Raw genomic sequence first — 22,522 nt, forward strand, 5'->3', positions numbered from 1 at the left:
GTCTCACCTCTTTTATTATAGCCGTTTCTGGAAAGATTTTGCTTTTTGGTGGCTTTGTAATATAATAATCCTATATGTTTCATAAAGGCGCTTACGGCATAGGGGGTGAAAAATGGTATCAGCTAAGATCAAAAAACGGATACAGCATTATCAGAAGAAGGCTCTCTGGCCGCTTTTCATTCTGCTTATCTTGGGTTTGCTTTTTATTTATTTCAAGGGCGTTCTGCCAGATGAGAAGCAGGTCAAGATTGGGGTGACCTACATGACCATGAACAATGACTTTTACAAGACCTTAAATGCGGAGTTGGAGAAGAAAACCAACCAGCAGGGCAGCCGACTCTACGTTCGGGATCCTGAGCTGGATGAGGGCAAGCAGAGCCAGCAGATTGACTTTTTTATCCGAGAAAAGGTTGATGTCATTGTCATCAATCCGGTGAAAAGCAATAGTCCAAGTATTATTTCCTCTCTTCAAAAGGCCAAGAAAGCTGGTATTAAAATCATCGTAGTGGATGCGCCTATCAGTCAGGATGTAAAAGTGGATACGACCATTGTGTCTGATAACTACCAAGCAGGCGTCCTGATTGCCCAGGACATGATGAAGCGTCGGCCTTCTGCCAACATTCTCCTTCTAGAGCACCGCAATGCCGTCTCTGCCATGGACCGGATTCAGGGATTTATTGATACGATTGAAAAACAGCCTAGCTACAAGATTATTTCCCAGAAAGAAACACTAGGCCAGACTGAGGAAACCATGCCACAGGTCAAAGGGGCTCTGGATGAAGGTTTAGACTTTAATGTAGTTATGGCGCTCAATGATCGAGCAGCCATCGGGGCTTTGGCTGCTATTAAAAATCAAGGTCTTGATAAGAAAATCTCAATCTATGGCGTGGATGGTTCACCAGATATCAAAAACTTTCTGGCTACGACTAGCGATATACAGGGAACCGTGGCCCAATCGCCCATTCAGATGGGACGCAAGGTGGCGCAGGTAATTGAGCTGATGCAAGAGGGGAAATCCTACGACAGCCAATACCTGATTCCCGTTCACTTAGTCAACAGAGATAATATCAGCCAATACACAGTTACAGGGTGGCAATAATGAGACCTCAAAAAAGTATATTTTACAGCAAAATAGCCCTGATGGTCATCAATCTGGTTGCCATTGTCTATAATGCGTCCATCTATCTCTTTGCGACCAACTATATAGCGGCTAAGGGCTTCAGTCACTCGCTTTTGGAGCGTTTGGATGCCATTCCGGGCTCTCCCAGCTTGATTTTCTGGGTATCAATTAGCCTCTATGGTAGTTTGCTTTTGGTCATGTACTACCGGGAGCGCCACCCCAATCAGCTGTCCGTCTATGACAAGGCAACCATTATTGAAATCCTGCTCATGCTGGTCATCTTTTCCGTCCTGCATTCGTCCTACAATGGCTTGATTCTTTTGGTGTTTGCGGATATTTTCTATGGCTCTAAGGAGTTCAATTCTTCCAAGGACAAGAAGTACTGGTTTTCTTTCATTATTTTGAGCTTTGGCATGCTGCTCTTGTCCAACTATGACCTCATGTCGCTCTTTATCAAGCTACCTTCGCTGGATACTTATATTCGTTTTTACCCAGAGTCCGTTCGGCTGTTGCTGCTTTTTGGTAAGAACTTCCTCTATTCCCTCAATATCGTCGTCTTTATGATTTCCTTGCTCTTCTATATCTTATCGGCTATTACGGAGCGTCATCGGATTGAGGAAGAGCTGCGCATGGCTTCTCAGGCCAATCGCGAGTTGAATTCTTATCTGGCCTTGTCCGAAAAAATAGCAGAAGACCGAGAGCGGAAGCGGATTGCCAGAGAGATTCACGATACATTGGGCCATGCCCTAACGGGAATTTCAGCGGGTATTGATGCGGTCAAGGTCTTGGTTGATATTGATACCAATCGGGCTAAGGAGCAGCTCAATAATGTCTCTGTCGTCGTTCGAGATGGTATCCGTGATGTCCGTGGCTCGCTCAATAAGATGCGACCGGGAGCTCTGGAAAATAATACTTTGAAGGAAGCTCTGATTAAGATTATCCGTGAGTATGAAGCCATCTCCAATTTGGAGATTCATCTCCGCTACGAATGGGATAATATTGACTTGGATATTGCCAAGGAAGACATTGTCTTCCGGGTGATTCAGGAGTCTATTACCAACTCTGTCCGCCACGGTCATGCCAAGACTATCTGGATTGAGCTGTTGGAGGAAGAAGAAGCTTATGTAATGACCATTCAGGATGATGGTGTTGGCTTTGATGAACTCCACTATGGCTATGGCCTCAAGCAGATGCAGGAGCGCCTAATGATTATTGGCGGAAGCGTCCGCTTTGAAAATCGGGACGGTTTCTACACGCATATCGAAATCCCAAAAATAGGAGGAAGACATGATTAAGGTTTTAATAGCAGACGATCAGGCCTTGATTCGCGAGTCTCTGCAAATCATCCTGTCAGCACACGCAGATATTGAGGTGGTCGGGACAGTCGGAGACGGTAAGGAAGTGCTGGAAAAGCTTCATCGGGTACGCCCAGATGTGATTTTAATGGATATTCGCATGCCAGTCATGGACGGTGTTCTCTGTACCAAGGCTGTCAAAGAGCAGTATCCGGATGTTAAGATTATCATTCTGACGACCTTTGATGACGATGAATTTATCTTCTCCGCTCTCAAATACGGTGCGTCTGGTTATATTCTCAAAGGGGTTTCGACAGAAGAGCTTCATGAAGCTATTCAGACAGTCTATCGAGGCGGAGCTATGATCAATCCCAATATTGCCACCAAGGTCTTCAAAATCTTTTCTCAGATGGCCCAGTCCAACTTTGCTATCACGGTGACGGAGGAAAATATAGAGGACATGAGCCGGACGGAGTGGAAGATTATCCAGCAGATTGGCTTTGGGATTTCGAATAAAGAAATTGCTGCCAAACTCTTTCTGTCAGAAGGGACAGTCAGAAATTACCTGTCAGGCATCCTAGCCAAGCTCAACTTGCGCGACCGAACCCAGCTGGCTATCTGGGCTGTGCAGACCGGAGTCACTCAGAGAGATTTTAGTAAGGAAAGCGACAAATGAAGTGGAGACTGAGACATTTAGCCCTGCTGGTTGTCCTGATCATATCTGTTGCTCTGGCTTTTGTCTTTTGGGCTTCAGCTCAGGAAAAGGTCCTGCGTATCGGTGTCTATGCTGGCTCTAGCTGGGATGTGCCTAACAGCCGCGAAAACAAGGTCTTGGACAGTTTGATTAAAAAATTTGAAAAGACGCATCCTCATGTCAAGGTCGTCTATGAAAGCGGTATTCCCAAGGATGATTACGCTGACTGGCTGGCAGAGCAAGTCTTGAAAGGTGAGCAGCCGGATCTCTTTATGGTACCGGAAAACGACTTTAGCATGTTGGCTTCGACTGGTGCGCTCAAATCCTTGGATACCCTCTTAACGGATGATGAGCGAAAGGCTTTTTATCCGGTGGCTTATGAAGCTGGGCAATATCAGGGAGTCAGCTATGCACTTCCAGTTGAGAGCAATCCTATCATGATGTGTGTCAATAAAGACCTGCTTGAAAAAGAAGGGATTAGCATTCCTGAGTCAGGTTGGACCCTGACGGATTTCTATGAGATTTGCAAGAAAGTAACCAAGGATACCAATGGCGATGGTGTGGTGGATCAGTACGGTATTACAGATTACACTTGGCAGCAAGCTCTGGTAGCTTACGGCGGCCATCTTACCGATAAATCTGGTATCAATGTAGACAGCGCAGAGATGCACCAAGCCTTGGCCTTTATGAGCAAGCTAAACATGCTCAGCCAGCATTATAAGGTGACTTCTAATGACTTTGATGAGGGGCGGGTGGCCTTCTATCCTATGAGTCTGGCTCAGTATCGGACCTACAAGCCCTATCCATACCATGTTGCCAAGTATTCTAGCTTTTCTTGGACCTGTATCCCGATGCCAACAGCCAATAGCCAGGTGATGGGAACACAGGTCAAGACCTCGCTCTTTGCCATGTCTTCCAATACCAAGCAAGAGAAGCTGGCTTGGGAATTTATGCTCTTGCTGTCACAGGATAAAGAAAGCCAGCAGGCCTTGTTTGAAAAATCGCAGGGGACCTCAGTCTTACCATCTGTGGTGAAAAGTCAACAGGCTAGAGAAATCTTACAGGCAGATGATTTTGGCTTGGATTCCTTGACTTCAGAGAGGCTAGACCACATGATGAATCGCTCCATCATTGACATCAGTCTTGAAGTAGATCGTCATACCATGGATCGTATGGACTATCTGATTCAAAATGCTATGCAGAATCAAGAGATTGACAGTGCCTTGCCGAGCATTCAAAGAGAAATAGAAAGCGGAAAATAATCTGCTTTCTTTTTTATTGCCAATTAAATCAGAAAAAGTACAGTTGCCTAGACCAATATGACAAATGTCATATTTTTCCTAACAAATGTCATCTGGGCAAAGTGACATTTGACAATATGAAACCGGTTCCATATCCTGTACAATAAAATCATCAATAAATCCTTCGTCATCTAAAGCCTGACTGGGCTAAGAAGTCGAAGGATAAAGGAGGCAGGAAAGATGAAATACCTTGTACTGGTCAGCCATGGGGGACTGGCAGCAGGCGTGCAGAGTTCCTTGAAGATGTTTGCCGGAGACAAGACGGACCAGGTGATTGCGGTCGGTCTTCAGGAGGGCAAGTCAGTTGATGATTTTGCAGTTGATTTTACTCAGGCCTTGGCTGGCTTAAGCGCTGATGACAGTGTCTTAGTTCTGGCTGATATTGTAGGAGGCAGTCCTCTGACGACAGCAGCTAGCGTCTTAGCTGACATGGGTAAGCTCGACTCAGCAGTTATCTTGGGAGGTTTGAACCTGACCATGGGACTGACTGGCTTGGTTATGAAAGACATCTTGGACGGAAAAGAGCTGGCTCAGGCTATCCTTTCCGAGGCTACAGCTGCTTTGCAGGAATTTGAAGTCGTAAGTGATGCAGCTGACGAAGATGAAGACGATATTTAGTGCTTCCGCATACATTATAAAAGATAAAAGGAGATTTTAAAGATGACAGTATCATTTGTACGGATTGACGACCGCATGATCCACGGTCAAACAGTCACTCGCTGGGCTAAGGAATACCCTTGTGATGGCTTGATTGCAGTTAATAATGCAGCAGCAGGAAACAAGGTTTTGATTCAGGCCTACAAGGGAGCTTCTGATAAGAAGACTTTTGTTTGGACCAAGGAAGCCTTCAAGGAAAAATCAGGCAAGGTCACAGATTCAGACAGTCGCTATTTCCTCATTACAAAAAATCCTGTGGACATGAAGGAAATCCTAGTGGACCAAGGTTTTGTACCCGGGGATGTTAAGGAAATCATCGTCGGTCCTGCTAATGACCGTCCGGGAGCTGTTAAGCTGGGCAATAACCAGTCCATCACCCAGGAAGAGGCAGAAGCGATTGAGGCGATTGAAAAAGCTGGCTACAAAGTCAAATTCCAGCTCTTGCCAGATGTTTCCATCGGTTACTGGAGCGATTTCAAGTCTAAATTTGGTTTTTAATTATAATAATGAAAAGGAGAGTCTATTATGACAATTTCTTGGCTACAAGCCGCTTTACTGGGATTATTTGCATGTCTGTCATCTATGCCTGGTTTGGGTGGTACATCTATTGGTAACTATACATTAGGACGTCCCTTAGTTGGAGGTTTAATATCTGGTCTTATCTTAGGTGATATTAAGCTTGGTATTGTTTGTGGAGTTGCTATGCAATTGGTTTACATCGCTTTGGTCACTCCTGGTGGTACTGTCTCTGCTGATGTGCGAGCTGTTTCTTACATCGGGATTCCACTTGCTATGGTTGCCATTAAGACACAAGGTTTAACTTTAGATTCTGCTGATGCAGCAAACCTTGCAAAATCAATGGGAACTCTAGTAGGAACAGTTGGTACAGTACTCTTCTATGGTACAGCAACTATGAATCTGCTTTGGCAGCATATTGGTTGGAAAGCAGTAGAAAAAAAGGATTTTAAAAAGCTATATGTAGTCGATTGGGGTTTCCCTTGGATTTCACACTTGGTTTTTTCATTCCTGCCTACACTTATCATGTGTAAACTAGGTGCTGAGGCTGTAACAACTTTGAAATCAGCCCTACCGTTGGATGGAATTCCTATGAAAACTCTCTTTACAGTTGGCTCACTTCTTCCGTGTGTCGGAATCGCTATCCTTTTAAAACAAATTGTTGAAAAAGCTGTTGATTTCATTCCTTTCTTTGTCGGTTTTACATTGGCAGCTTCTCTGGGTCTGAATCTTGTTTCTTGTGCTGTTGTTTCTCTGATTTTCGCCGTTCTGTTTTATGAAATTCAAATGGCTAAAAATATAAGAGCGCAAGCTACTGCAGGACCAAATGCAGATTTTATTGAAGACGATGATGAGGAGGATATTTAAGATGGTAAAATTAACAAGAAAAACTTTAGGCAAATCTTTCCATCATTGGTACTATGGGAATCTAACCTGTTTTTCACAAGAACACATGCAGACCTTTGGTTATTTAGCTTCTATGTTGCCAGTGGTGGAGGAGCTTTATAAGGATAAAGAAGAGCAGGCAAAGGCTATGCAAACTTATACTGCTTTCTTTAATACAGAACCTCAGCTGGGAGCTTTGATTGTTGGGATTACAGCTGGTCTTGAAGAAGCACGTGCCAATGGTGCTGATGGAGTTGATGATGAAACTATAAATGGACTGCGGGCTGGTCTTATGGGACCGGTTGCAGGTATTGGGGATTCCCTTATTGTTGGTACCTTGATTCCGATTATTCTAGGGATTGCCCTAGGACTCTCTAATGGCGGTTCACCTCTTGGTGCAATCTTCTACATTGTAGTATGGAATTTACTTGCCTATGCAGGTATGAAATTCGCCTATTTCAAAGGTTATGAATTAGGTGATAAGGCAGTTGAATTTTTGGTAGGTCCTCAAGGACAGGCTATCCGTAAATCAGTATCTATCGTTGGTGGTATGGTTATCGGAGCAGTTGCTGCTACTTGGGTTCCAGTAAAAACGGCCTTCCAATTGAAAGATTCATCTGGTAAAGCATTTTTGGTCATGCAAGATCAGTTAGATGGTGTCTACCCTGGTCTCTTGACAGCACTCTTTATCGTTTTCTGTTGGTGGCTGATGGCGAAGAAAAACTTTTCTCCAATCAAAGTTATGCTCATTCTCGTTGTAGTTGCTTTTGTTGGTGTATTAGTTGGTTTCTTCAACCCAGGATTGAAATATTAAAAGGAGAAGATCATGACAGAACAAGAATTGATTCAAGGCTATGAAACAGAAATTCACTACCAGAAGCATATGATTGAAAATCTAGGACGCTGGTTCAGTCTCTTCTTTGCCATTGCCAGCATCGGTCTTGTTCTGATTTATCTCTTTCATGAGACCAATCTCCTAGCACTGATTGCAGGAATCGTCCTAGCTCTACTGGGTATCTTAGCCATGCTCGTATTTGGATATGGTATCTATAGAGGACACCTAAATCTGCAAAAAGTGATTGATGATTTTGAAGCAAAACTAAAACTTGCAAGATAGACATTCCCCCTAAAGACAAGTCTGAGAGAATTTTAGCTCGGACTTGTTTTTTATTTCTTTGACTTTGGGAGCAAGTAAATCAAAAAAATAAAATTTTTCTTTCATCTAGCCGGTTTTTTTCTTGACTATTTCTGACCAAGTGATAAAATAATAACTATAGATTAGCACTCTATAGTTTAGAGTGCTAAAAATTCAATCTTTGGAGGAAAACTATGTTAAAACCATTAGGAGACCGTGTGGTCTTGAAAGTAGAAGAAAAAGAGCAGAAAGTTGGCGGATTTGTCATTGCAGGCAACGGCCAAGCAGCGACTAAGACAGCAGAAGTTGTCGCAGTCGGTCAAGGCATTCGTACTTTGAACGGTGAGCTGGTAGCCCTGAGCGTTAAGGAAGGGGACAAGGTTCTCGTAGAAAGCCATGCAGGCGTGGAAGTTAAGGACGGAGATGAAGCTTATCTCTTAGTCAGTGAAGCCAATATTCTAGCAGTTGTCGAGTAAGATTAGAAGAGAGGAATAATAAAATGGCAAAAGATATTAAATTTTCAGCAGATGCAAGAAGCAGTATGGTTCGTGGGGTTGACATCTTGGCAAATACTGTCAAGGTGACTTTGGGTCCTAAAGGCCGCAATGTCGTTTTGGAAAAATCCTTTGGCTCACCGCTTATCACCAATGATGGTGTAACCATTGCCAAGGAAATCGAACTGGAAGACCATTTTGAAAACATGGGCGCTAAGCTGGTTTCAGAAGTTGCTTCAAAGACCAACGATATCGCTGGTGACGGAACAACAACAGCAACTGTTTTGACACAGGCTATCGTCCGCGAGGGGATTAAAAATGTTACAGCTGGTGCTAATCCAATCGGTATCCGCCGTGGGATTGAAGCAGCTGTTGCGACAGCTGTTGAAGCCCTCAAATCTAACTCAGTACCAGTTTCTAACAAGGAAGCTATTGCTCAAGTTGCTGCCGTTTCTTCTCGCAGCGAGAAAGTCGGCGAGTACATCTCTGAAGCTATGGAAAAAGTTGGAAATGACGGCGTTATTACCATTGAAGAGTCCAAAGGGATGGAAACTGAGTTGGATGTGGTTGAGGGGATGCAATTTGACCGTGGCTACTTGTCTCAGTATATGGTAACTGACAATGAAAAAATGGTAGCCGAACTGGACAATCCTTACATCCTGATTACTGACAAGAAAATTTCTAACATTCAGGAAATCCTGCCATTACTGGAAAACATTTTGAAAACCAACCGTCCGCTCTTGATTGTCGCAGATGATGTGGACGGTGAAGCTCTGCCAACATTGGTTCTTAATAAGATTCGCGGAACCTTTAATGTCGTAGCTGTCAAGGCACCAGGCTTTGGTGATCGTCGTAAGGCTATGTTGGAAGACATCGCTATCTTGACAGGCGGTACAGTGATTACAGATGATCTTGGCTTAGAGCTCAAGGATGCTACGATTGAAGCGCTTGGACAAGCTTCTAAAGTCACTGTTGATAAGGACAGCACTGTGATTGTGGAAGGCTCCGGCAATCCAGAAGCCATTGCTAACCGTGTGGCAGTCATTAAGTCACAGATTGAAAGCAGCACTTCTGAGTTTGACCGTGAAAAACTGCAAGAGCGTCTGGCTAAATTGTCCGGTGGTGTAGCTGTGATTAAGGTTGGAGCTGCAACTGAAACAGAACTAAAAGAAATGAAACTCCGCATCGAAGATGCCCTTAACGCAACCCGTGCAGCGGTAGAAGAAGGAATCGTCTCCGGTGGTGGTACGGCCTATATCAACGTACTGGACGCTGTCGCAGATCTTGAGTTGGCAGGGGATGAAGGGACTGGTCGCAACATCGTTCTCCGCGCCTTGGAAGAGCCTGTCCGTCAAATCGCTCTGAATGCAGGCTTTGAAGGATCAATCGTCATTGACCGTCTGAAAAACTCTGAAGCTGGTACAGGCTTCAATGCCGCGACTGGAGAATGGGTTAACATGATTGAGGCTGGAATCATTGACCCAGTTAAGGTGACCCGTTCAGCCTTGCAAAATGCCGCTTCTGTTGCCAGTCTTATCTTGACAACCGAAGCAGTGGTGGCTAATCAACCAGAACCAGCTAGCCCAGCTCCAGCTATGGATCCAGGCATGATGGGCGGAATGATGTAGAAAAATAACGGGATTATATACTCGTATAAATTAGATATAATCTTTGTCTTATATTTATCAATTAGAAAACTGAGCATATTTGTTCAGTTTTTTTATTGTGACTAGTTATGTAGCAAGCATTAATAATTATGCTTATCTTTAAAAACAAATTTATATATATGAATATTTATGGTCATATAATTCATATTTGTTCATTTATTATGCAGCCAAATATTACATTTTTGTTTCAAGAAAATACAAGGAGATAACGGAGGAAACTGTTTTCAATTCTTATATGACAAGGTTTTTGGAGAAATAAACTGGTTTACAACCTGTGTACCAGACCGGAACCGGTTAAGGTAATTAGTTGACTTATGGTCAATCGTATGCTAGTCTAATATATGTAGTAAATTGGAAATGTAAAGAAATCTTAATGTTTTTTACATGTTCAGTAAAAAGGAAAAAAGGAAAAATGGAGGGATTATTTATGAAAAAAATATCTCATACTATTGCGCGCTTTTTCTCAGTAGCCTTTGTGCTCCTCTTTAGCCTGTTTTCTAGCAGTCAATCTGCCAGAGCTAACACGGTAGATGATGTTATCACATCAATCAATGTCTACAATCAGAAAGGTGAAGAACTGACTGACGGCCTTTCCCCTTGGGAAAAATTTCAAATTGACGCAAACTTTGCCTTCAATTACGGCAAGGTTCAGCCGGGAGATACTACTACCATTGGACTTCCTGTTGAGTTTGCCTTGGAGGGAGCTGATTTTGAAGTCAAAGATGATGACGGCAATCTCGTAGCGACAGCTGTGGTTGATGCAAGCTCTAAGCAGCTTACACTGACTTATACAGACTATGTCCTGACTCGCTCTCATATTGAAGGGAAAGTTCATCTTTTAGCTCGTGTTGACCATAATGTGGTTCGAGATAAAGGCTCAATCCCTCTGAAACTTATCGTTGGCAAGAAGATCATTGAGTATGGAAAAATTGACTACAAAGGTCTTCCTGGCCAAGCAACTCCTTATACTTTCATAAAATACGGCTGGAATAATGCGGATAATATCAAGAGTATTACTTACAGCCTGAATATCAACCAACAAAATCAAGAACTGGATAATGTTGTTATTTCAGATACTCTGGGCTTTAATACCGGAGAAATTGATCTTAACAGCTTCCAAATTCTTAAAGGTTCATGGGTTGTTGACCCAGCTGATAACTCTTATCGACTAAGTCAGCAACGCGAGGATGTGACAGCAAATTATACGATTAATCTTGCTGCTGACAAGCGTTCCTTTACCATTAACATGGGGCATATCGGTGCCAATGAAGGCTTCTATGTTCGCTATCGTGTTAACTTCCCTACAGTTCCGGCTGATGGAACAGTCTTCCCGAACGAAGCAATTATGCGAGCAGATAATATTGAAGAGCAAAAATCTTCGGTTGCTGTCCACTACCAACGAGCGAACGGCTATGCACATGGGGATGTCTATGGTGTGCAGGTGACTAAGAAAGATGAAGCTGGTAAAGCCTTAGCAGGTGCTGAATTCACATTGTACGATGAAGATGGTGTGACAATTGTTCAAAAAGCAACCAGTGATGCTAACGGGATTGCTTCTTTCAGCAACTTGATTAAGGAGCATTATCTGATTAAGGAAACCAAGGCACCAGAAGGTTACCAACTGTCAGATGAAGAGATTCAGGTCAATGCGGCTCAGCTCAAAAATTATGGTTCTGGTATTATTTACAAAGACTTTACCAACCGTAAGGCATTGGTTACCGCTTCAGGTACCAAGACTTGGAATGATGACAACGATAAAGATGGCAAACGTCCAGACAAGATTACCGTTCGTCTCTATGCAAATGGCGCTGAAGTCGATCATAAAGAAGTTGGTCCGAATGATAAGGGTGAGTGGAAGTATGAGTTCACTGACTTGCCAGCGACTGGTGAAGATGGAAAAGATATTGTCTACTCAGTTACTGAAGACCGTGTTTATGGTTATACAGCTACTGTTGATGGTATGAACATTACCAATACACCAGTTCCAGGAGTTCCGCAACCGCCGAAACCTAGCTCGGACAATAGCTCTAAGAGCAGCTCTAGTTCAAGCAGTTCAAGTAGCTCAAGCAGCACTACAGGGAGTACTGTTGTGATCATCGAATCAGACGATGGTACTGGCGGAGGGAATGCCTCTAATGTTGGAACCAAGAAAGTTCTCCCTAAAGCGGGTGAGAATGCTAGCTGGATCATGATTGCTGCTGGAGTAGCTCTAGTAGGCTTGGTAGGCTTCGTTGTCTTCCGTTCGAAGAAGTAACTTATTTCATCTCTGTTCCCTTAAGGGACAGAGATTTTTTATTCCAACTCCGAATTAGCAGTGGTCGCTTTTTAGAAAGAAGAATTAAGAATGTTTTTTACAATCAGTCACTATCTTGTATCCTTTTGTTAATCAAGACTGTGATGTTCCGTAATATAGTTGTTTTAAAATAAAAAGCAACTAAGATGTTTCCTAGAACAAATTAGTTGCTCAGAACTACGGGGAAAGCCGCTTGGATATGCAAGCGTGAGGCATATCAAAACTTGATATATAATCTTTCTTAATTCCTAAATCAAAAAAATTATAAGACATCCCTAGGAATATGCTCGGTGTGTGACCATCTTTATCAGGTTTTCGTCAAACATATTTTGCTTCAGTCTTCTCTCGTAGTTTTTTCTATGCGATGCCCCTTCTTTTTGTGCCTAAAGGAAGGGGATTTTTTTTGTGGAAAATCTTGGATACTAATAGAACTAAAATAGCGAGATTAGATAAACAAAAAGCCTTGCAAAATAAGATATTCACGGTAGCTTTGATTAAAATTCTAGAAATGCTAATAACTTCAATGATTAAGTTATTGGCATGATTATCTTAAACCAACAGACAATTATTGGTAATAAAAATCAGAACTTGAAAATTCGAGATGATATGACTCAGAAATATACGAACGGCTCTCTGAGTCAGAAAATGGATGACGGTGCCGATTTTATAGATACAATTGGTTCTTGCAAGCGAAACCATTAGAAAGCCGGATTGGTACATAAATGAACACGGCGGAACTTTTAAAGTCCCTCTGTAACTAATCGGTAAAAAAACGTGATAGAGATGGAATAACTTTAAGTAATATACCAGTAAGTAGGATATAATCTTACAAAAGCTATTGATGCAAAATAATTTCCCCATGTTATGGGACACTAGAATAAATAACAATTTGGTATAATGGAGTAAAAAAGAGAGTGGCATAATATGGACTATATAACAAATGCTATTGATAACTATATTGATAATCCAGAACCCTATGCTTTACAAATTGATGGCGAGTGGGGAAGTGGAAAAACTTATTTTATTAATAATTATTCCAAAATTACTACTAAAGCTAGAGTTATTTATTTTTCAGTCTATGGATATAATGACTTGCAAAACTTAAAAATGGAGCTATTATCACAATTAGCAATAGAACTTGATAATTTTTCTATAATTGAGAGAGGTAATAAAATTACTTCAATATTTAGACGAATCAATAATAATAGCAATTTAGTATTGAATTCTATAAGTATTTTATCAGATGTTGTTCTCAAGAAATATATACAAAGTATTTTAGCGAAGAATAAGAATGATAAAACGATACTATTAGTTATTGATGATTTAGAACGATTAAGTAAAAAAATCGAACTTCATGATTTTTTAGGATTTATAGCAAATGATATTATTGATAAGTTCAATTTTAAAGTCTTAATTATTTCAAATGAAACTAAAATGGATAATCATGAGGAATTTTTGAAAATTAGAGAAAAATTTATTAGTAAAACCATTGAATTTTCTAAAGATGAGGCTTTGCTAAAAGAAATATTACAAGGCATTGTAACAAGTGATTTTCTAATAGATAATCTAAATTGGATTATTGATATTTTTTCTATTTTTGACGATATTTCCAAAATTAATATTAGAACAGTTCTTAGTATCATAAATAACTTTGAATTTATTGAACGGAAATTTAAGGAACAACCTTCAGAATTTGACGAACAATATCGTAATGAATATCTAAAGTCAGTATTTTTAAATGTGTATGTTCTTACAACTGAACTTAAATCAGGATATATTAAAAATGAAGAATTAAAAATCTTGGGGCTGCATGCCTTTGACAGAATATTTTATATCTTTGGAGAACTTGATGATAAAAATTATTGGCATATTTTAATAAGTAAATATCATCGGAAGAATAAATTATTCGACGATTATATAATTTATTCTAAGGGTATTATGTCCTATGTCGTAAGTGGAATTTGGTATGATGATAACTATAGGAATAAATGGTATGAATGTTTTTATCCAAATGGTAGCATTGAAAATTATGAAAAATTGAATTATTTTTACAACTATTCTGAAAAAGAACTTTTAAATATCCAAGAACAATTGTTAAATGAGTGTTATAAACCAAACATAACATATGAAAAAGTATTGGATATATATCGTCGGTTTTCTTATTTTCAAACAATTGACCTATTATTAATAGAAAAAAATAAATTAGAAGAATTGATATTAAGAATAACTCAATTGCTATCAAATGCAAATATCTCTATTGAAGAAGCAAATCGTCTGCGCCAAGACATTATTTTTGAGGATACTTCATCTACTAATAAAAACATTAAAAGTTTAAAAGCAGCGATTGAAGAAAAACTTGCTTCTCATTACTCAGATAACAATTTAGAACTGATTGATGCTATCTTTAAAGAAGATTATAAAAAAGAAAAATATATAATTGAAAATACTCCGTCTGAAGAAATCAAAGTATTCGAAAGTATCTTATCTCATAATTTGCTTCCTACAAAGATTGTAGCTCATAATAACAAAGCATTCAATTTAGCAACCTTTATAAATTCAGAATACTTAAGAGTCAGTAACTCATACGAATATCATCAAGATGAGATAGAGGATGTTAAAAAAATGATTTGTGAAATCAATAATTTATCTAAGAATAAGACATTAGATAAAGTTGATAGCTTTAAAATTAATCATCTACTTAAAAAATTATATGAGTTGTTAGAACACTGGCAAAAGTAAAGAACAATAATTATAAAATTTTTATCTAGTCAAGATCTTAAACCTTGATTTTTTAGAAAGACAAATTTATAAAACAAATACAAGTAAACTTTTATAATTATTCGGTACAAAAAGTAATTTGACATCAAAAAAGCCTTGTAAATCAAGGCTTTTTCTTATCTATTTCTATGCCCCCTGCAGGGATCGAACCTGCGACCCACGGATTAAGAGTCCGCTGCTCTGCCAGCTGAGCTAAGGAGGCAATAGAAAAAGCTGTATTGGTGCCGGACCTTCACGATTTGTATTGAACCCGCGCAATTAAGCAGGTGGGCAACTCGCTCTAACTGAAGCTGCTTCCGCGTGACACGGCTTGCATGCTGTTAGAAGTCTTTTGTTTCCCTAATAATACAAAAAATAGTCGGTCAACACTTAAGTGTGAAGTCGTACACCACAGCGTTTCTATAATTATAATACCATAAATTTTGAAAAATTCAAGAGAAAAATGTGATTTTTTGCAAACGATGTCATCATTTTTTTAAGTCATCAATCTTATCCTTGGTCATTCCAAGGGCTCGCTCGTATTTGCCATTCTCATTAGGCGTGAAGTAATTGGCATCTTTTATCTTGTCAGGCAGATAGTCCTGCTTGACCCAATTGCCAGGATAGGAGTGAGGATAGAGATAGTCCTGTGCGTTGCCCAGTTCCTTGCTGCCGGCATAGTGGCCGTCTCGTAAGTGGCGGGGAATAGGAAGATTTCCATTCTTTCGTAAGTCAGCTAAGGCCTTGTCCATGGCTAGATAGGCTGAGTTGGACTTGGGAGATAGAGCCAGATCGATAACAATATTGGCAATAAGGATACGGGCTTCAGGAAAACCAATCCGCTGAGCTGCCTCCAGAGTTGTAACAGTATGAACTTGAGCGTCTGGATTTGCCAGACCAATATCCTCGTAAGCGATAACGGTCAAGCGTCGAGCTAGGCTAGGCAGGTCTCCTGCCTCAACGAGGCGAGCTGCGTAGTGGAGACTGGCATTGACATCGGAGCCACGGATGGACTTCTGCAGGGCAGAGAGGACATCGTAATGGCCGTCTCCGTCCTTATCCATGGTGATATAGCTCTTTTGCAGGCTGTTTTCCATCACATCGAGCGTGATGTGGCGGATGCCCTTGCTATCTTTTGGTGTAGAGAGTACAGCTAAATCCAGCGAGTTATAAGCGGAGCGTAAGTCTCCGTTGGTAGAGATGGCAATGAAATCCAGAGCTTCATCATCTAGTTCCACTGGGAAATCAAATCCTCGTTCCTTATCCGTCAAGGCTAGCTGAATGGCTTTTCGGATGTCGTCGTTGCTTAGGGGATCAAGCTCAAATATCTGAACCCGGCTTCGAATAGCAGGGGTGACAGAAAAGAAAGGATTTTCTGTCGTCGCACCAATCATGATGACCAGACCGCTTTCTAATAGCGGCAGCAGGAAGTCTTGCTTGGTCTTGTCCAAGCGGTGAATCTCGTCCAGCAGGAGAACTAGACCGCCGGAAAATTTCGCTTCTTCAGCGATCTCTTGCAGGCGTTTCTTGCTATCTACAGTGGCGTTAAAGGTCCTAAAGGCAAACTTGGTTGTGCCGGCAATAGCTGAGGCGATAGAGGTCTTGCCGATGCCGGGTGGTCCGTAGAGAATCATCGAGGACAGGCGGTTGGCTTCAACCATGCGACGGATGATTTTTCCAGATCCGACCAGATGCTGCTGGCCGATGATCTGGTCAATGTCGGTCGGTCGCATGCGCAGGGCGAGGTTTTCTGGCATAAGATTTCCTTTCTGAAAGTGTTTTTCTTGGCTTTTTGTGTTACTATTGTAGATAGTAATATTTTATCACAATGAAAAGAGGAAATCATGGCTAAGTACGGTTTTTTGGAGATATTGGACGAGGAAATGGGAAAGAGCTTTCCTTTTGACTATGAGATAAACTGGGACAAGAAGAATCATGCAGTGGAAGTGGCCTTTCTCCTTGAGGTGCAAAATCCAGGCGGGATTGAGACGGTTGATGCTGAAGGAAATACCTCGGCTGAGGATATTTACTTTGAGGAAGCCGTGCTTTTCTATAATCCGGTCAAGTCTCGTTTTGAGGCCGAGGACTATCTGGCTGCCCTGCCCTATGAGCCGAAGAGAGGGCTGTCACGGGAGTTTCTGGCTTATTTCGTGGATTTCCTAAGCCAAACAGCTGAGTCTGGCCTTGATGCGCTCATGGGCTTTTTAGCAGATTCAGAGGCGGCAGAGTTTGAGATGGCTTGGAATGCTGAGGCTTTTGAAAATGGCAGAGCAGATTTGACTGAGACTGACTTTTATTCCTATCCGAGGTATTAGGAGGCGCTTATGGAAAATGCAGAAGAATTAGATTTGCTGCACAAACGGATGGAATTTTCTGGCTGTAAGATTGCCTTGATTTGTGATGACAAGCTACTGACTATCTTGCGAGATGATATTTCAACCATCCCTTGGCCCAATATGTGGGAGTTGCCGGGCGGTGGCCGAGAGAGTGAGGAGACGCCTTTTGAATGCGTCCAACGAGAGGTTTTTGAAGAGCTTGGTTTGAAGCTTGAAGAAGCTGCTATTGTCTGGGTTAAGGAATATCAAGGGATGCTTGATCCAGACAAAACCTCTATTTTTATGGTGGGAACTATCACTCAGGAAGATTTTGCCAGTATCGTCTTTGGCGATGAGGGACAGGCTTATCAGATGGTGGATGTGAGCCAGTTCTTATCAGATAAAAAGGTTATTCCGCAGTTGCAGGACAGGTTGAGTGATTATTTGGAGGTGCGAGCATGATTCATATTGAGAGGGCGGGAGCTGAGGATTTAGAGACCATTATTGCCATTCAGCGAGCGAGTTTCAAGGCCGTTTATGAGAAATATCAGGATCAATACGACCCCTATCTGGAGGAGCGTGAGCGGATTCGCTGGAAGCTGGTTGAGCGGCCCAATAGTTTTTATTATTTTGTAAAAGACGATGAGAAGATTCTTGGCTTTATTCGCTTGAATACAAATGACGAACAGACAGCAGGCTGGATTGGGACAGTGGCGATTTTGCCAGAGCACCAGAATAAAGGATATGGTTCTGAGGGGCTCGGTCTGATTGAGGAGACATTCTCCACCATAACGCAATGGGATTTGTGCACGGTTTTCCAAGATAAAGGTATGGTGGCTTTTTATGAGAAAAATGGTTATCATCAGACCCATACGGAGCCCGAAAAAGAGGGTATGGATATGGTTTACATGACGAAGACAATGAAATAAACAAAGAAAGGATTGTTCAGTTAAATTTCTAAACTGAACCCGCCCTAAACACTGTGGCAAAAAGATAAGGTTCTCATAGACGCAAGCGTCATTAGAGAATTTCCTATTTTGGCTTTATGTTTTACGGGCTTGGTATTTTAAACATGGACACTTGGCAGGAATTAACGATTGAAGTGAAGCGTGAGGCGGAGGAAGCAGCCTCGAATATTCTGATTGAGCTGGGCAGTCAGGGTGTGGCTATCGATGACAGCGCAGATTATCTGGAGCAGGTTGACCAGTATGGCGAGCTCTTTCCAGAAGTTGAGCAGAGCGAACGGGTCAAGATTACTGGCTATTATCCGGATTCTGTGGATATAGAGGCTGTTGCGGCCCAGGCCAATGAGCGACTGGCTGAGCTGGATGACTTCGGATTAGAGACGGGCGATATTCAGCTGACTCGGCAGGAACTGGCTGAGGAAGACTGGGCTGATAACTGGAAGAAGTATTTTGAGCCGGCTCGGATCACTCATGATTTGACTATTGTGCCATCATGGACGGACTATGAGGCGACAGCTGGTGAGAAGATTATCAAGCTGGATCCTGGTATGGCTTTTGGGACAGGTACTCATCCGACGACCAAGATGAGCCTCTTTGCGCTGGAGCAGATTCTGCGTGGCGGAGAAACGGTGCTGGATGTAGGCACAGGAAGCGGAGTTCTATCCATTGCTAGCTCTCTCTTAGGCGCTAAGGACATCTACGCCTATGATTTGGATGAGGTGGCGGTGCGCGTGGCGCAGGAAAATATTGATCTCAACCCTGGTATGGAGAACATCCATGTGGCGCCGGGAGATCTTCTCCGAGGTGTAGAAATCAAGGCGGATGTCATTGTTGCCAACATTTTGGCCGATATTCTCATCCATCTGACAGAGGATGCCTACCGTTTGGTCAAGGATGAGGGTTATCTGATTATGAGTGGGATCATTTCTGAGAAGTGGGAAATGGTGCGCGAGTCAGCAGAAGCGGCAGGATTTTTCCTGGAAACGCATATGATTCAGGGCGAATGGAATGCCTGTGTCTTTAAGAAAACGCAGGACATTTCAGGCGTGATAGGTGGTTAGATGCAGCAGTATTTTATAAAAGGAAACCCTCAGTCTCCTCTGGTGGTCACGGATAAGGACACGGCCAAACATATGTTTTCAGTCATGCGGCTCAAAGAGGGCGACCAAGTTACACTAGTCTTTGATGATGGCGTGAAACGGCTGGCTCAGGTATTGGATCCTAGCCAGCAGAGCTTGGAAATCTTGGAGGAGCTGGCAGACAATACAGAGTTGCCGGTTCAAGTGACCATTGCTTCAGGCTTTCCTAAGGGCGATAAGTTGGAATTCATCACTCAGAAGGTAACGGAGCTAGGAGCCAGTGCTATCTGGGCTTTCCCAGCGGACTGGTCGGTGGCCAAGTGGGATGGTAAAAAGCTGGCTAAAAAGAGTGAAAAGCTAGAGAAAATTGCTCAGGGAGCAGCAGAGCAGAGCAAGCGCAATCTGATTCCTGAGGTTCGGCTCTTTGATAAAAAGGCAGATTTTCAGGCAGCCTTGGCAGACTTTGACCGCATCATCATAGCCTATGAAGAATCGGCAAAAGAAGGAGAATCTGCAGCTCTAGTCCGGGCTCTGTCGGGCTTGGCAACTGGAGCAAAAGTTCTCTTTATCTTCGGACCAGAGGGAGGTCTATCGCCAGATGAAATAGATGCCTTTGGCCAAGCAGGGGCTATCTCCGCTGGTCTAGGTCCACGTATCCTGCGGGCTGAAACAGCTCCGCTTTATGCCTTGACCGCAGTTAGTGTTTTGTTGGAATTGAGCAATGACAGTCTTTAAAAAGTAAAATCAGCAGCCATTTTGGCTGCTGATTTTTTAATCATTATTGTCTTTCTCGTTTTTTGAAGGCGAAGATTCCTGCAAGTCCGGTCATGACAAGTCCCAAGAGTCCGAGTGAGGACGTCTTTTCTCCGGTTTCTGGGAGTCTTTCTGCTCCTGCTTGTCTGTGAGACGTTTGCTTGTTTGTGCTAGGGTTAACAGCAGTCAAGACAGGGAAGTCTACTTTGCTATGCTGCAGGTTGGCTGCTTCGACTGCGATAGTCGGACGGCTTGGCTGCTCAATAGGCACTGATTCAGTTTTCGGTGCGACGTAGACGAATTTGTATTCGCCAAATCCTTCTTGGGCAGAAGCTGCTAGATAGATGATGTCTCCGTCTGTACCAATCAAGTTCTTAGCCTTATCAGCTGTCAGGAAACGCAGGTCCAGTCCCTTGATGGTATCAGCGAAATGCCAGTTCTGATCTGCACTTGGATTGATATTTTTGACAGCCAAGATATAGTTGATGATGGCTTGGCGGTTTTCCAGATTGAGCAGACGGTTGAGGCTGGCTTCTCGAACACCTGGGAAGTTACCGTTGGACCGGTAGTTGTTGGTCACAACAATAAATTCCTGATTGGGGTCAATCTCCTTGCCTTGGTATTTCAGATTACGGACCCGGCTGGCATTAGGGTTTGCTAGTTTGCCTTCGCGGTCGTATTTGTTAGGCTGGGTGATGTCAAACTCATAGGTAACACCGTCGATAACATCAAAGTTATAAGTCCGGTAGTCAGTATTGACCAGATTTTGCGGTTGGCTATTGTTAGGGTCAATGGTATTGAACTGGCCAGCTGACATTTCCAACCATTCTTTGAGCTGGGCACCGTTGACCTTGAGGATAGCAGTGACATTGTCATAGAGATAGAGGTCTGCTACATTCTTGATGGCAATAGGACCAGCTGGAATGTCTGTGTAGGCCGTTGCGTCCCCACGAGTTCCTGCCTTGAAAGGCGCTGCTGCAGACAGAATAGGAAGGTTGGCTTCAGGTGTGCCAGCCAGCTCTTGCTTAGCATACCAAAGCTGGGCATTGTTGACGATTTGCACAGATGGATCGTCTTTGACCAGAGCGAAGTAGCTGGTAATCGGTGCAGTGGTGGTGCCGACTTGCTGGCGGACATAGTTGATAGTTCCTTGGTGGGATTCTTTGGCAATGTCAACGACGCGCTGATCTGCTACATTAGACTTGGTATCTACCTTGCGGATGGAGCCTTTGCTGTCAGTGACTTTCCATTTGCCATCGGTATAATTTAGTTTGAGGTCAATGACGCCCAGATGGTCGCCGTATTTTCCAGCCATGGTTACTGGAGTGCCATTGATTTTACCGTTGACACCGTCTACGCCAGGGTATTTTTCGTAGAAGCCAGTTCCGTTTCCGCTTGGAAATTCTGCGTGGGAGTGGCCCGTTACGACAGCATCCACACCTGGCAGGCTGGCGATTTGATAACCTTCATTTTCCTCGCCTTTTTCATACTTGTCGTCTCCGATACCAGAGTGAGAAAGTACCAAAGTGATGTCTGCACCGGCCTTGCGCATCTCAGGAATAATATCTCGAATAGCTTCAACAGAATCGCGAACGACCACTTTTCCTTCTAGGTTTGCCTTATCCCAGTTGAGAATCTGCGGCGGTACAATTCCGGTCACACCAATCTTGACAGTCGTCAAGCGGCCCTGAGTATCCGTAAAGGTCTTTTCGATGATTTTGTAAGGCTGATAGATGAATTTACCAGTCGCTGGATCCAGCACATTGGCATTGACAAGAGGCATGCCTGCTGTCTCAATCACACGGTTCAGATAGTCCAAACCGTAGTTGAACTCATGGTTTCCTAGCGTACCAGCTTCAAAGCCCAGAGCCTGAAGAGCAGCGTACATAGGGTGCTGCTCGCCCTTCTCCACAGGATCTACAATGGCCTTATAGGTTCCCAGCGGCGTTCCTTGGATGGTGTCGCCATTGTCGACCAAGAGGACGTTTGGATTTTCTTTCTTGGCCTTTTCAATCAGCACGGCTGTTTTAGCCAGTCCCAAGGTCTCAACCGGCTTGTCCTGATAGTAGTCGTAGTTGACCAAGTTGGTATGGAGGTCGGTCGTTGCCAAGATACGGACATCGACAGTCTGTCCCTCCACGGGCTTAGTATCCTCAGTAGCCGCTACATTGCGAGCCATAGCCATCAGAGCATCAGTACTTTCATTGGCATTTTCTGGGGAAATAGCAGAGCTAGGATCCGTGCTCTCTGGTGTCGCAGTAGCTTCAGTAGGACTTGCAGCAGTCGTTGGTTTTGCTTCCGCTGCGCTGCTTTCTACTGGAGCAGGATTAGCAGTGACTGCTGGAGTATTCTCATCAGCCTGAACAGCATTTACAGCTGCCGCAAGTGCAGCTGCGCTCAAAAGCGCAACCGTTTTTTGAAGGGATGATTTGGACATAATATCTCCTTTGTTAAAATGAATTTCAGACTTATATTATACTATATTAAAACGCTATCATCAAGAAGGAATTTCCAGTTTAGAGCTTTCATGCTGTCTAATATTGGTTTGAAAATGCTGAATGAAGACATCAGAGGATAAGTGAATAATCGGATGAAG

The 22,522-nt window shown here is 42.8% G+C and carries 20 protein-coding genes and 1 tRNA gene; 18 read left to right on the forward strand and 3 right to left on the reverse strand.

What is annotated here, in order from left to right; all coding sequences use genetic code 11:
- The first annotated feature begins 112 nt into the window (after nucleotides 1-112).
- The 13 genes from O3621_RS06255 (at nucleotide 113) to O3621_RS06315 (ending at nucleotide 14,796) form a co-directional block, all read left to right on the forward strand.
- Nucleotides 113-1,099 (forward strand): substrate-binding domain-containing protein, encoded by a 987-nt coding sequence (locus O3621_RS06255; protein ID WP_314447877.1) that lies wholly within the window; start codon nucleotides 113-115, stop codon nucleotides 1,097-1,099.
- Nucleotides 1,099-2,415 (forward strand): sensor histidine kinase, encoded by a 1,317-nt coding sequence (locus tag O3621_RS06260; protein ID WP_314447879.1) that lies wholly within the window; start codon nucleotides 1,099-1,101, stop codon nucleotides 2,413-2,415. Before O3621_RS06255 ends, O3621_RS06260 begins: the two co-directional genes overlap by 1 nt.
- A complete protein-coding gene (locus O3621_RS06265) occupies nucleotides 2,408-3,091 on the forward strand; it encodes a response regulator transcription factor (protein ID WP_002896732.1) in 684 nt (227 codons plus the stop codon). The genes O3621_RS06260 and O3621_RS06265 overlap by 8 nt, the downstream gene beginning before the upstream one ends.
- Nucleotides 3,088-4,371 (forward strand): ABC transporter substrate-binding protein, encoded by a 1,284-nt coding sequence (locus tag O3621_RS06270; protein WP_125347170.1) that lies wholly within the window; start codon nucleotides 3,088-3,090, stop codon nucleotides 4,369-4,371. Before O3621_RS06265 ends, O3621_RS06270 begins: the two co-directional genes overlap by 4 nt.
- A gap of 219 nt (nucleotides 4,372-4,590) precedes the next feature.
- Nucleotides 4,591-5,028 carry a PTS sugar transporter subunit IIA gene (locus tag O3621_RS06275; RefSeq protein ID WP_002896730.1) on the forward strand — a complete coding sequence of 146 codons (438 nt, stop codon included), beginning with the start codon at nucleotides 4,591-4,593 and terminating at the stop codon, nucleotides 5,026-5,028.
- A gap of 42 nt (nucleotides 5,029-5,070) precedes the next feature.
- Nucleotides 5,071-5,565 carry a PTS sugar transporter subunit IIB gene (locus tag O3621_RS06280; RefSeq protein WP_125407769.1) on the forward strand — a complete coding sequence of 165 codons (495 nt, stop codon included), beginning with the start codon at nucleotides 5,071-5,073 and terminating at the stop codon, nucleotides 5,563-5,565.
- A 27-nt stretch (nucleotides 5,566-5,592) separates the two neighbouring features.
- Nucleotides 5,593-6,450, forward strand: coding sequence for a PTS sugar transporter subunit IIC (locus tag O3621_RS06285; protein ID WP_002927051.1), 858 nt, complete (start codon nucleotides 5,593-5,595; stop codon nucleotides 6,448-6,450).
- 1 nt (nucleotide 6,451) lies between these two features.
- The gene (locus O3621_RS06290; RefSeq protein ID WP_002923061.1) at nucleotides 6,452-7,282 is read left to right on the forward strand and encodes a PTS system mannose/fructose/sorbose family transporter subunit IID; all 831 of its coding nucleotides are present in this window, start codon (nucleotides 6,452-6,454) and stop codon (nucleotides 7,280-7,282) included.
- Nucleotides 7,283-7,294: 12 nt separating this feature from the next.
- Nucleotides 7,295-7,585, forward strand: a complete 291-nt coding sequence (locus O3621_RS06295) for a DUF202 domain-containing protein (RefSeq protein ID WP_314447886.1) — start codon at nucleotides 7,295-7,297, stop codon at nucleotides 7,583-7,585.
- Nucleotides 7,586-7,797: 212 nt separating this feature from the next.
- Entirely contained in the window at nucleotides 7,798-8,079 is a 282-nt protein-coding gene (gene groES / locus O3621_RS06300) for a co-chaperone GroES (protein ID WP_002919847.1), read from the forward strand.
- 23 nt (nucleotides 8,080-8,102) lie between these two features.
- Complete coding sequence (gene groL, locus O3621_RS06305) at nucleotides 8,103-9,725, forward strand: chaperonin GroEL (RefSeq protein WP_314447889.1); 1,623 nt, start codon at nucleotides 8,103-8,105, stop codon at nucleotides 9,723-9,725.
- Between the two features lie 466 nt (nucleotides 9,726-10,191).
- Entirely contained in the window at nucleotides 10,192-12,018 is a 1,827-nt protein-coding gene (locus tag O3621_RS06310) for a Cna B-type domain-containing protein (protein WP_371513961.1), read from the forward strand.
- Nucleotides 12,019-12,981: 963 nt separating this feature from the next.
- Nucleotides 12,982-14,796 carry a P-loop NTPase fold protein gene (locus O3621_RS06315; protein WP_314447895.1) on the forward strand — a complete coding sequence of 605 codons (1,815 nt, stop codon included), beginning with the start codon at nucleotides 12,982-12,984 and terminating at the stop codon, nucleotides 14,794-14,796.
- Between the two features lie 168 nt (nucleotides 14,797-14,964).
- Here O3621_RS06315 and O3621_RS06320 read toward each other — a convergent pair.
- Both O3621_RS06320 and O3621_RS06325 read right to left on the reverse strand, forming a co-directional pair.
- A tRNA-Lys gene (locus tag O3621_RS06320) sits at nucleotides 14,965-15,037 on the reverse strand.
- 265 nt (nucleotides 15,038-15,302) lie between these two features.
- Complete coding sequence (locus tag O3621_RS06325) at nucleotides 15,303-16,571, reverse strand: replication-associated recombination protein A (RefSeq protein WP_314447923.1); 1,269 nt, start codon at nucleotides 16,569-16,571, stop codon at nucleotides 15,303-15,305.
- Between the two features lie 87 nt (nucleotides 16,572-16,658).
- Between O3621_RS06325 and O3621_RS06330 the strand changes: the two genes are divergently transcribed.
- The 5 genes from O3621_RS06330 (at nucleotide 16,659) to O3621_RS06350 (ending at nucleotide 19,908) form a co-directional block, all read left to right on the forward strand.
- Nucleotides 16,659-17,129 (forward strand): DUF3013 family protein, encoded by a 471-nt coding sequence (locus O3621_RS06330; RefSeq protein WP_314447925.1) that lies wholly within the window; start codon nucleotides 16,659-16,661, stop codon nucleotides 17,127-17,129.
- A 9-nt stretch (nucleotides 17,130-17,138) separates the two neighbouring features.
- Nucleotides 17,139-17,591, forward strand: coding sequence for an NUDIX hydrolase (locus O3621_RS06335; protein WP_314447927.1), 453 nt, complete (start codon nucleotides 17,139-17,141; stop codon nucleotides 17,589-17,591).
- Nucleotides 17,588-18,058 (forward strand): GNAT family N-acetyltransferase, encoded by a 471-nt coding sequence (locus O3621_RS06340; protein WP_314447929.1) that lies wholly within the window; start codon nucleotides 17,588-17,590, stop codon nucleotides 18,056-18,058. Before O3621_RS06335 ends, O3621_RS06340 begins: the two co-directional genes overlap by 4 nt.
- A 143-nt stretch (nucleotides 18,059-18,201) precedes the next feature.
- Complete coding sequence (gene prmA, locus O3621_RS06345) at nucleotides 18,202-19,155, forward strand: 50S ribosomal protein L11 methyltransferase (protein WP_314448003.1); 954 nt, start codon at nucleotides 18,202-18,204, stop codon at nucleotides 19,153-19,155.
- The gene (locus O3621_RS06350) at nucleotides 19,156-19,908 is read left to right on the forward strand and encodes a 16S rRNA (uracil(1498)-N(3))-methyltransferase (RefSeq protein WP_314447931.1); all 753 of its coding nucleotides are present in this window, start codon (nucleotides 19,156-19,158) and stop codon (nucleotides 19,906-19,908) included.
- 43 nt (nucleotides 19,909-19,951) lie between these two features.
- On the opposite strand, the gene O3621_RS06355 is transcribed toward O3621_RS06350, so the two are convergent.
- A complete protein-coding gene (locus tag O3621_RS06355) occupies nucleotides 19,952-22,363 on the reverse strand; it encodes a bifunctional 2',3'-cyclic-nucleotide 2'-phosphodiesterase/3'-nucleotidase (RefSeq protein ID WP_314447932.1) in 2,412 nt (803 codons plus the stop codon).
- Between the last annotated feature and the right edge of the window lie 159 nt (nucleotides 22,364-22,522).

The sequence above is a fragment of the Streptococcus sp. 20925_1_22 genome, assembly GCF_041431685.1.
Lineage (GTDB): Bacteria > Bacillota > Bacilli > Lactobacillales > Streptococcaceae > Streptococcus.

What these genes read in the sequence shown, in the direction of transcription:
- O3621_RS06255 (WP_314447877.1), top strand. Translation starts at nt 113, where the DNA reads ATGGTATCAGCTAAGATCAAAAAACGGATACAGCATTATCAGAAGAAG.
- O3621_RS06260 (WP_314447879.1), top strand. Translation starts at nt 1,099, where the DNA reads ATGAGACCTCAAAAAAGTATATTTTACAGCAAAATAGCCCTGATGGTC.
- O3621_RS06265 (WP_002896732.1), top strand. Translation starts at nt 2,408, where the DNA reads ATGATTAAGGTTTTAATAGCAGACGATCAGGCCTTGATTCGCGAGTCT.
- O3621_RS06270 (WP_125347170.1), top strand. Translation starts at nt 3,088, where the DNA reads ATGAAGTGGAGACTGAGACATTTAGCCCTGCTGGTTGTCCTGATCATA.
- O3621_RS06275 (WP_002896730.1), top strand. Translation starts at nt 4,591, where the DNA reads ATGAAATACCTTGTACTGGTCAGCCATGGGGGACTGGCAGCAGGCGTG.
- O3621_RS06280 (WP_125407769.1), top strand. Translation starts at nt 5,071, where the DNA reads ATGACAGTATCATTTGTACGGATTGACGACCGCATGATCCACGGTCAA.
- O3621_RS06285 (WP_002927051.1), top strand. Translation starts at nt 5,593, where the DNA reads ATGACAATTTCTTGGCTACAAGCCGCTTTACTGGGATTATTTGCATGT.
- O3621_RS06290 (WP_002923061.1), top strand. Translation starts at nt 6,452, where the DNA reads ATGGTAAAATTAACAAGAAAAACTTTAGGCAAATCTTTCCATCATTGG.
- O3621_RS06295 (WP_314447886.1), top strand. Translation starts at nt 7,295, where the DNA reads ATGACAGAACAAGAATTGATTCAAGGCTATGAAACAGAAATTCACTAC.
- groES (WP_002919847.1), top strand. Translation starts at nt 7,798, where the DNA reads ATGTTAAAACCATTAGGAGACCGTGTGGTCTTGAAAGTAGAAGAAAAA.
- groL (WP_314447889.1), top strand. Translation starts at nt 8,103, where the DNA reads ATGGCAAAAGATATTAAATTTTCAGCAGATGCAAGAAGCAGTATGGTT.
- O3621_RS06310 (WP_371513961.1), top strand. Translation starts at nt 10,192, where the DNA reads ATGAAAAAAATATCTCATACTATTGCGCGCTTTTTCTCAGTAGCCTTT.
- O3621_RS06315 (WP_314447895.1), top strand. Translation starts at nt 12,982, where the DNA reads ATGGACTATATAACAAATGCTATTGATAACTATATTGATAATCCAGAA.
- O3621_RS06325 (WP_314447923.1), bottom strand. Translation starts at nt 16,571, where the DNA reads ATGCCAGAAAACCTCGCCCTGCGCATGCGACCGACCGACATTGACCAG.
- O3621_RS06330 (WP_314447925.1), top strand. Translation starts at nt 16,659, where the DNA reads ATGGCTAAGTACGGTTTTTTGGAGATATTGGACGAGGAAATGGGAAAG.
- O3621_RS06335 (WP_314447927.1), top strand. Translation starts at nt 17,139, where the DNA reads ATGGAAAATGCAGAAGAATTAGATTTGCTGCACAAACGGATGGAATTT.
- O3621_RS06340 (WP_314447929.1), top strand. Translation starts at nt 17,588, where the DNA reads ATGATTCATATTGAGAGGGCGGGAGCTGAGGATTTAGAGACCATTATT.
- prmA (WP_314448003.1), top strand. Translation starts at nt 18,202, where the DNA reads ATGGACACTTGGCAGGAATTAACGATTGAAGTGAAGCGTGAGGCGGAG.
- O3621_RS06350 (WP_314447931.1), top strand. Translation starts at nt 19,156, where the DNA reads ATGCAGCAGTATTTTATAAAAGGAAACCCTCAGTCTCCTCTGGTGGTC.
- O3621_RS06355 (WP_314447932.1), bottom strand. Translation starts at nt 22,363, where the DNA reads ATGTCCAAATCATCCCTTCAAAAAACGGTTGCGCTTTTGAGCGCAGCT.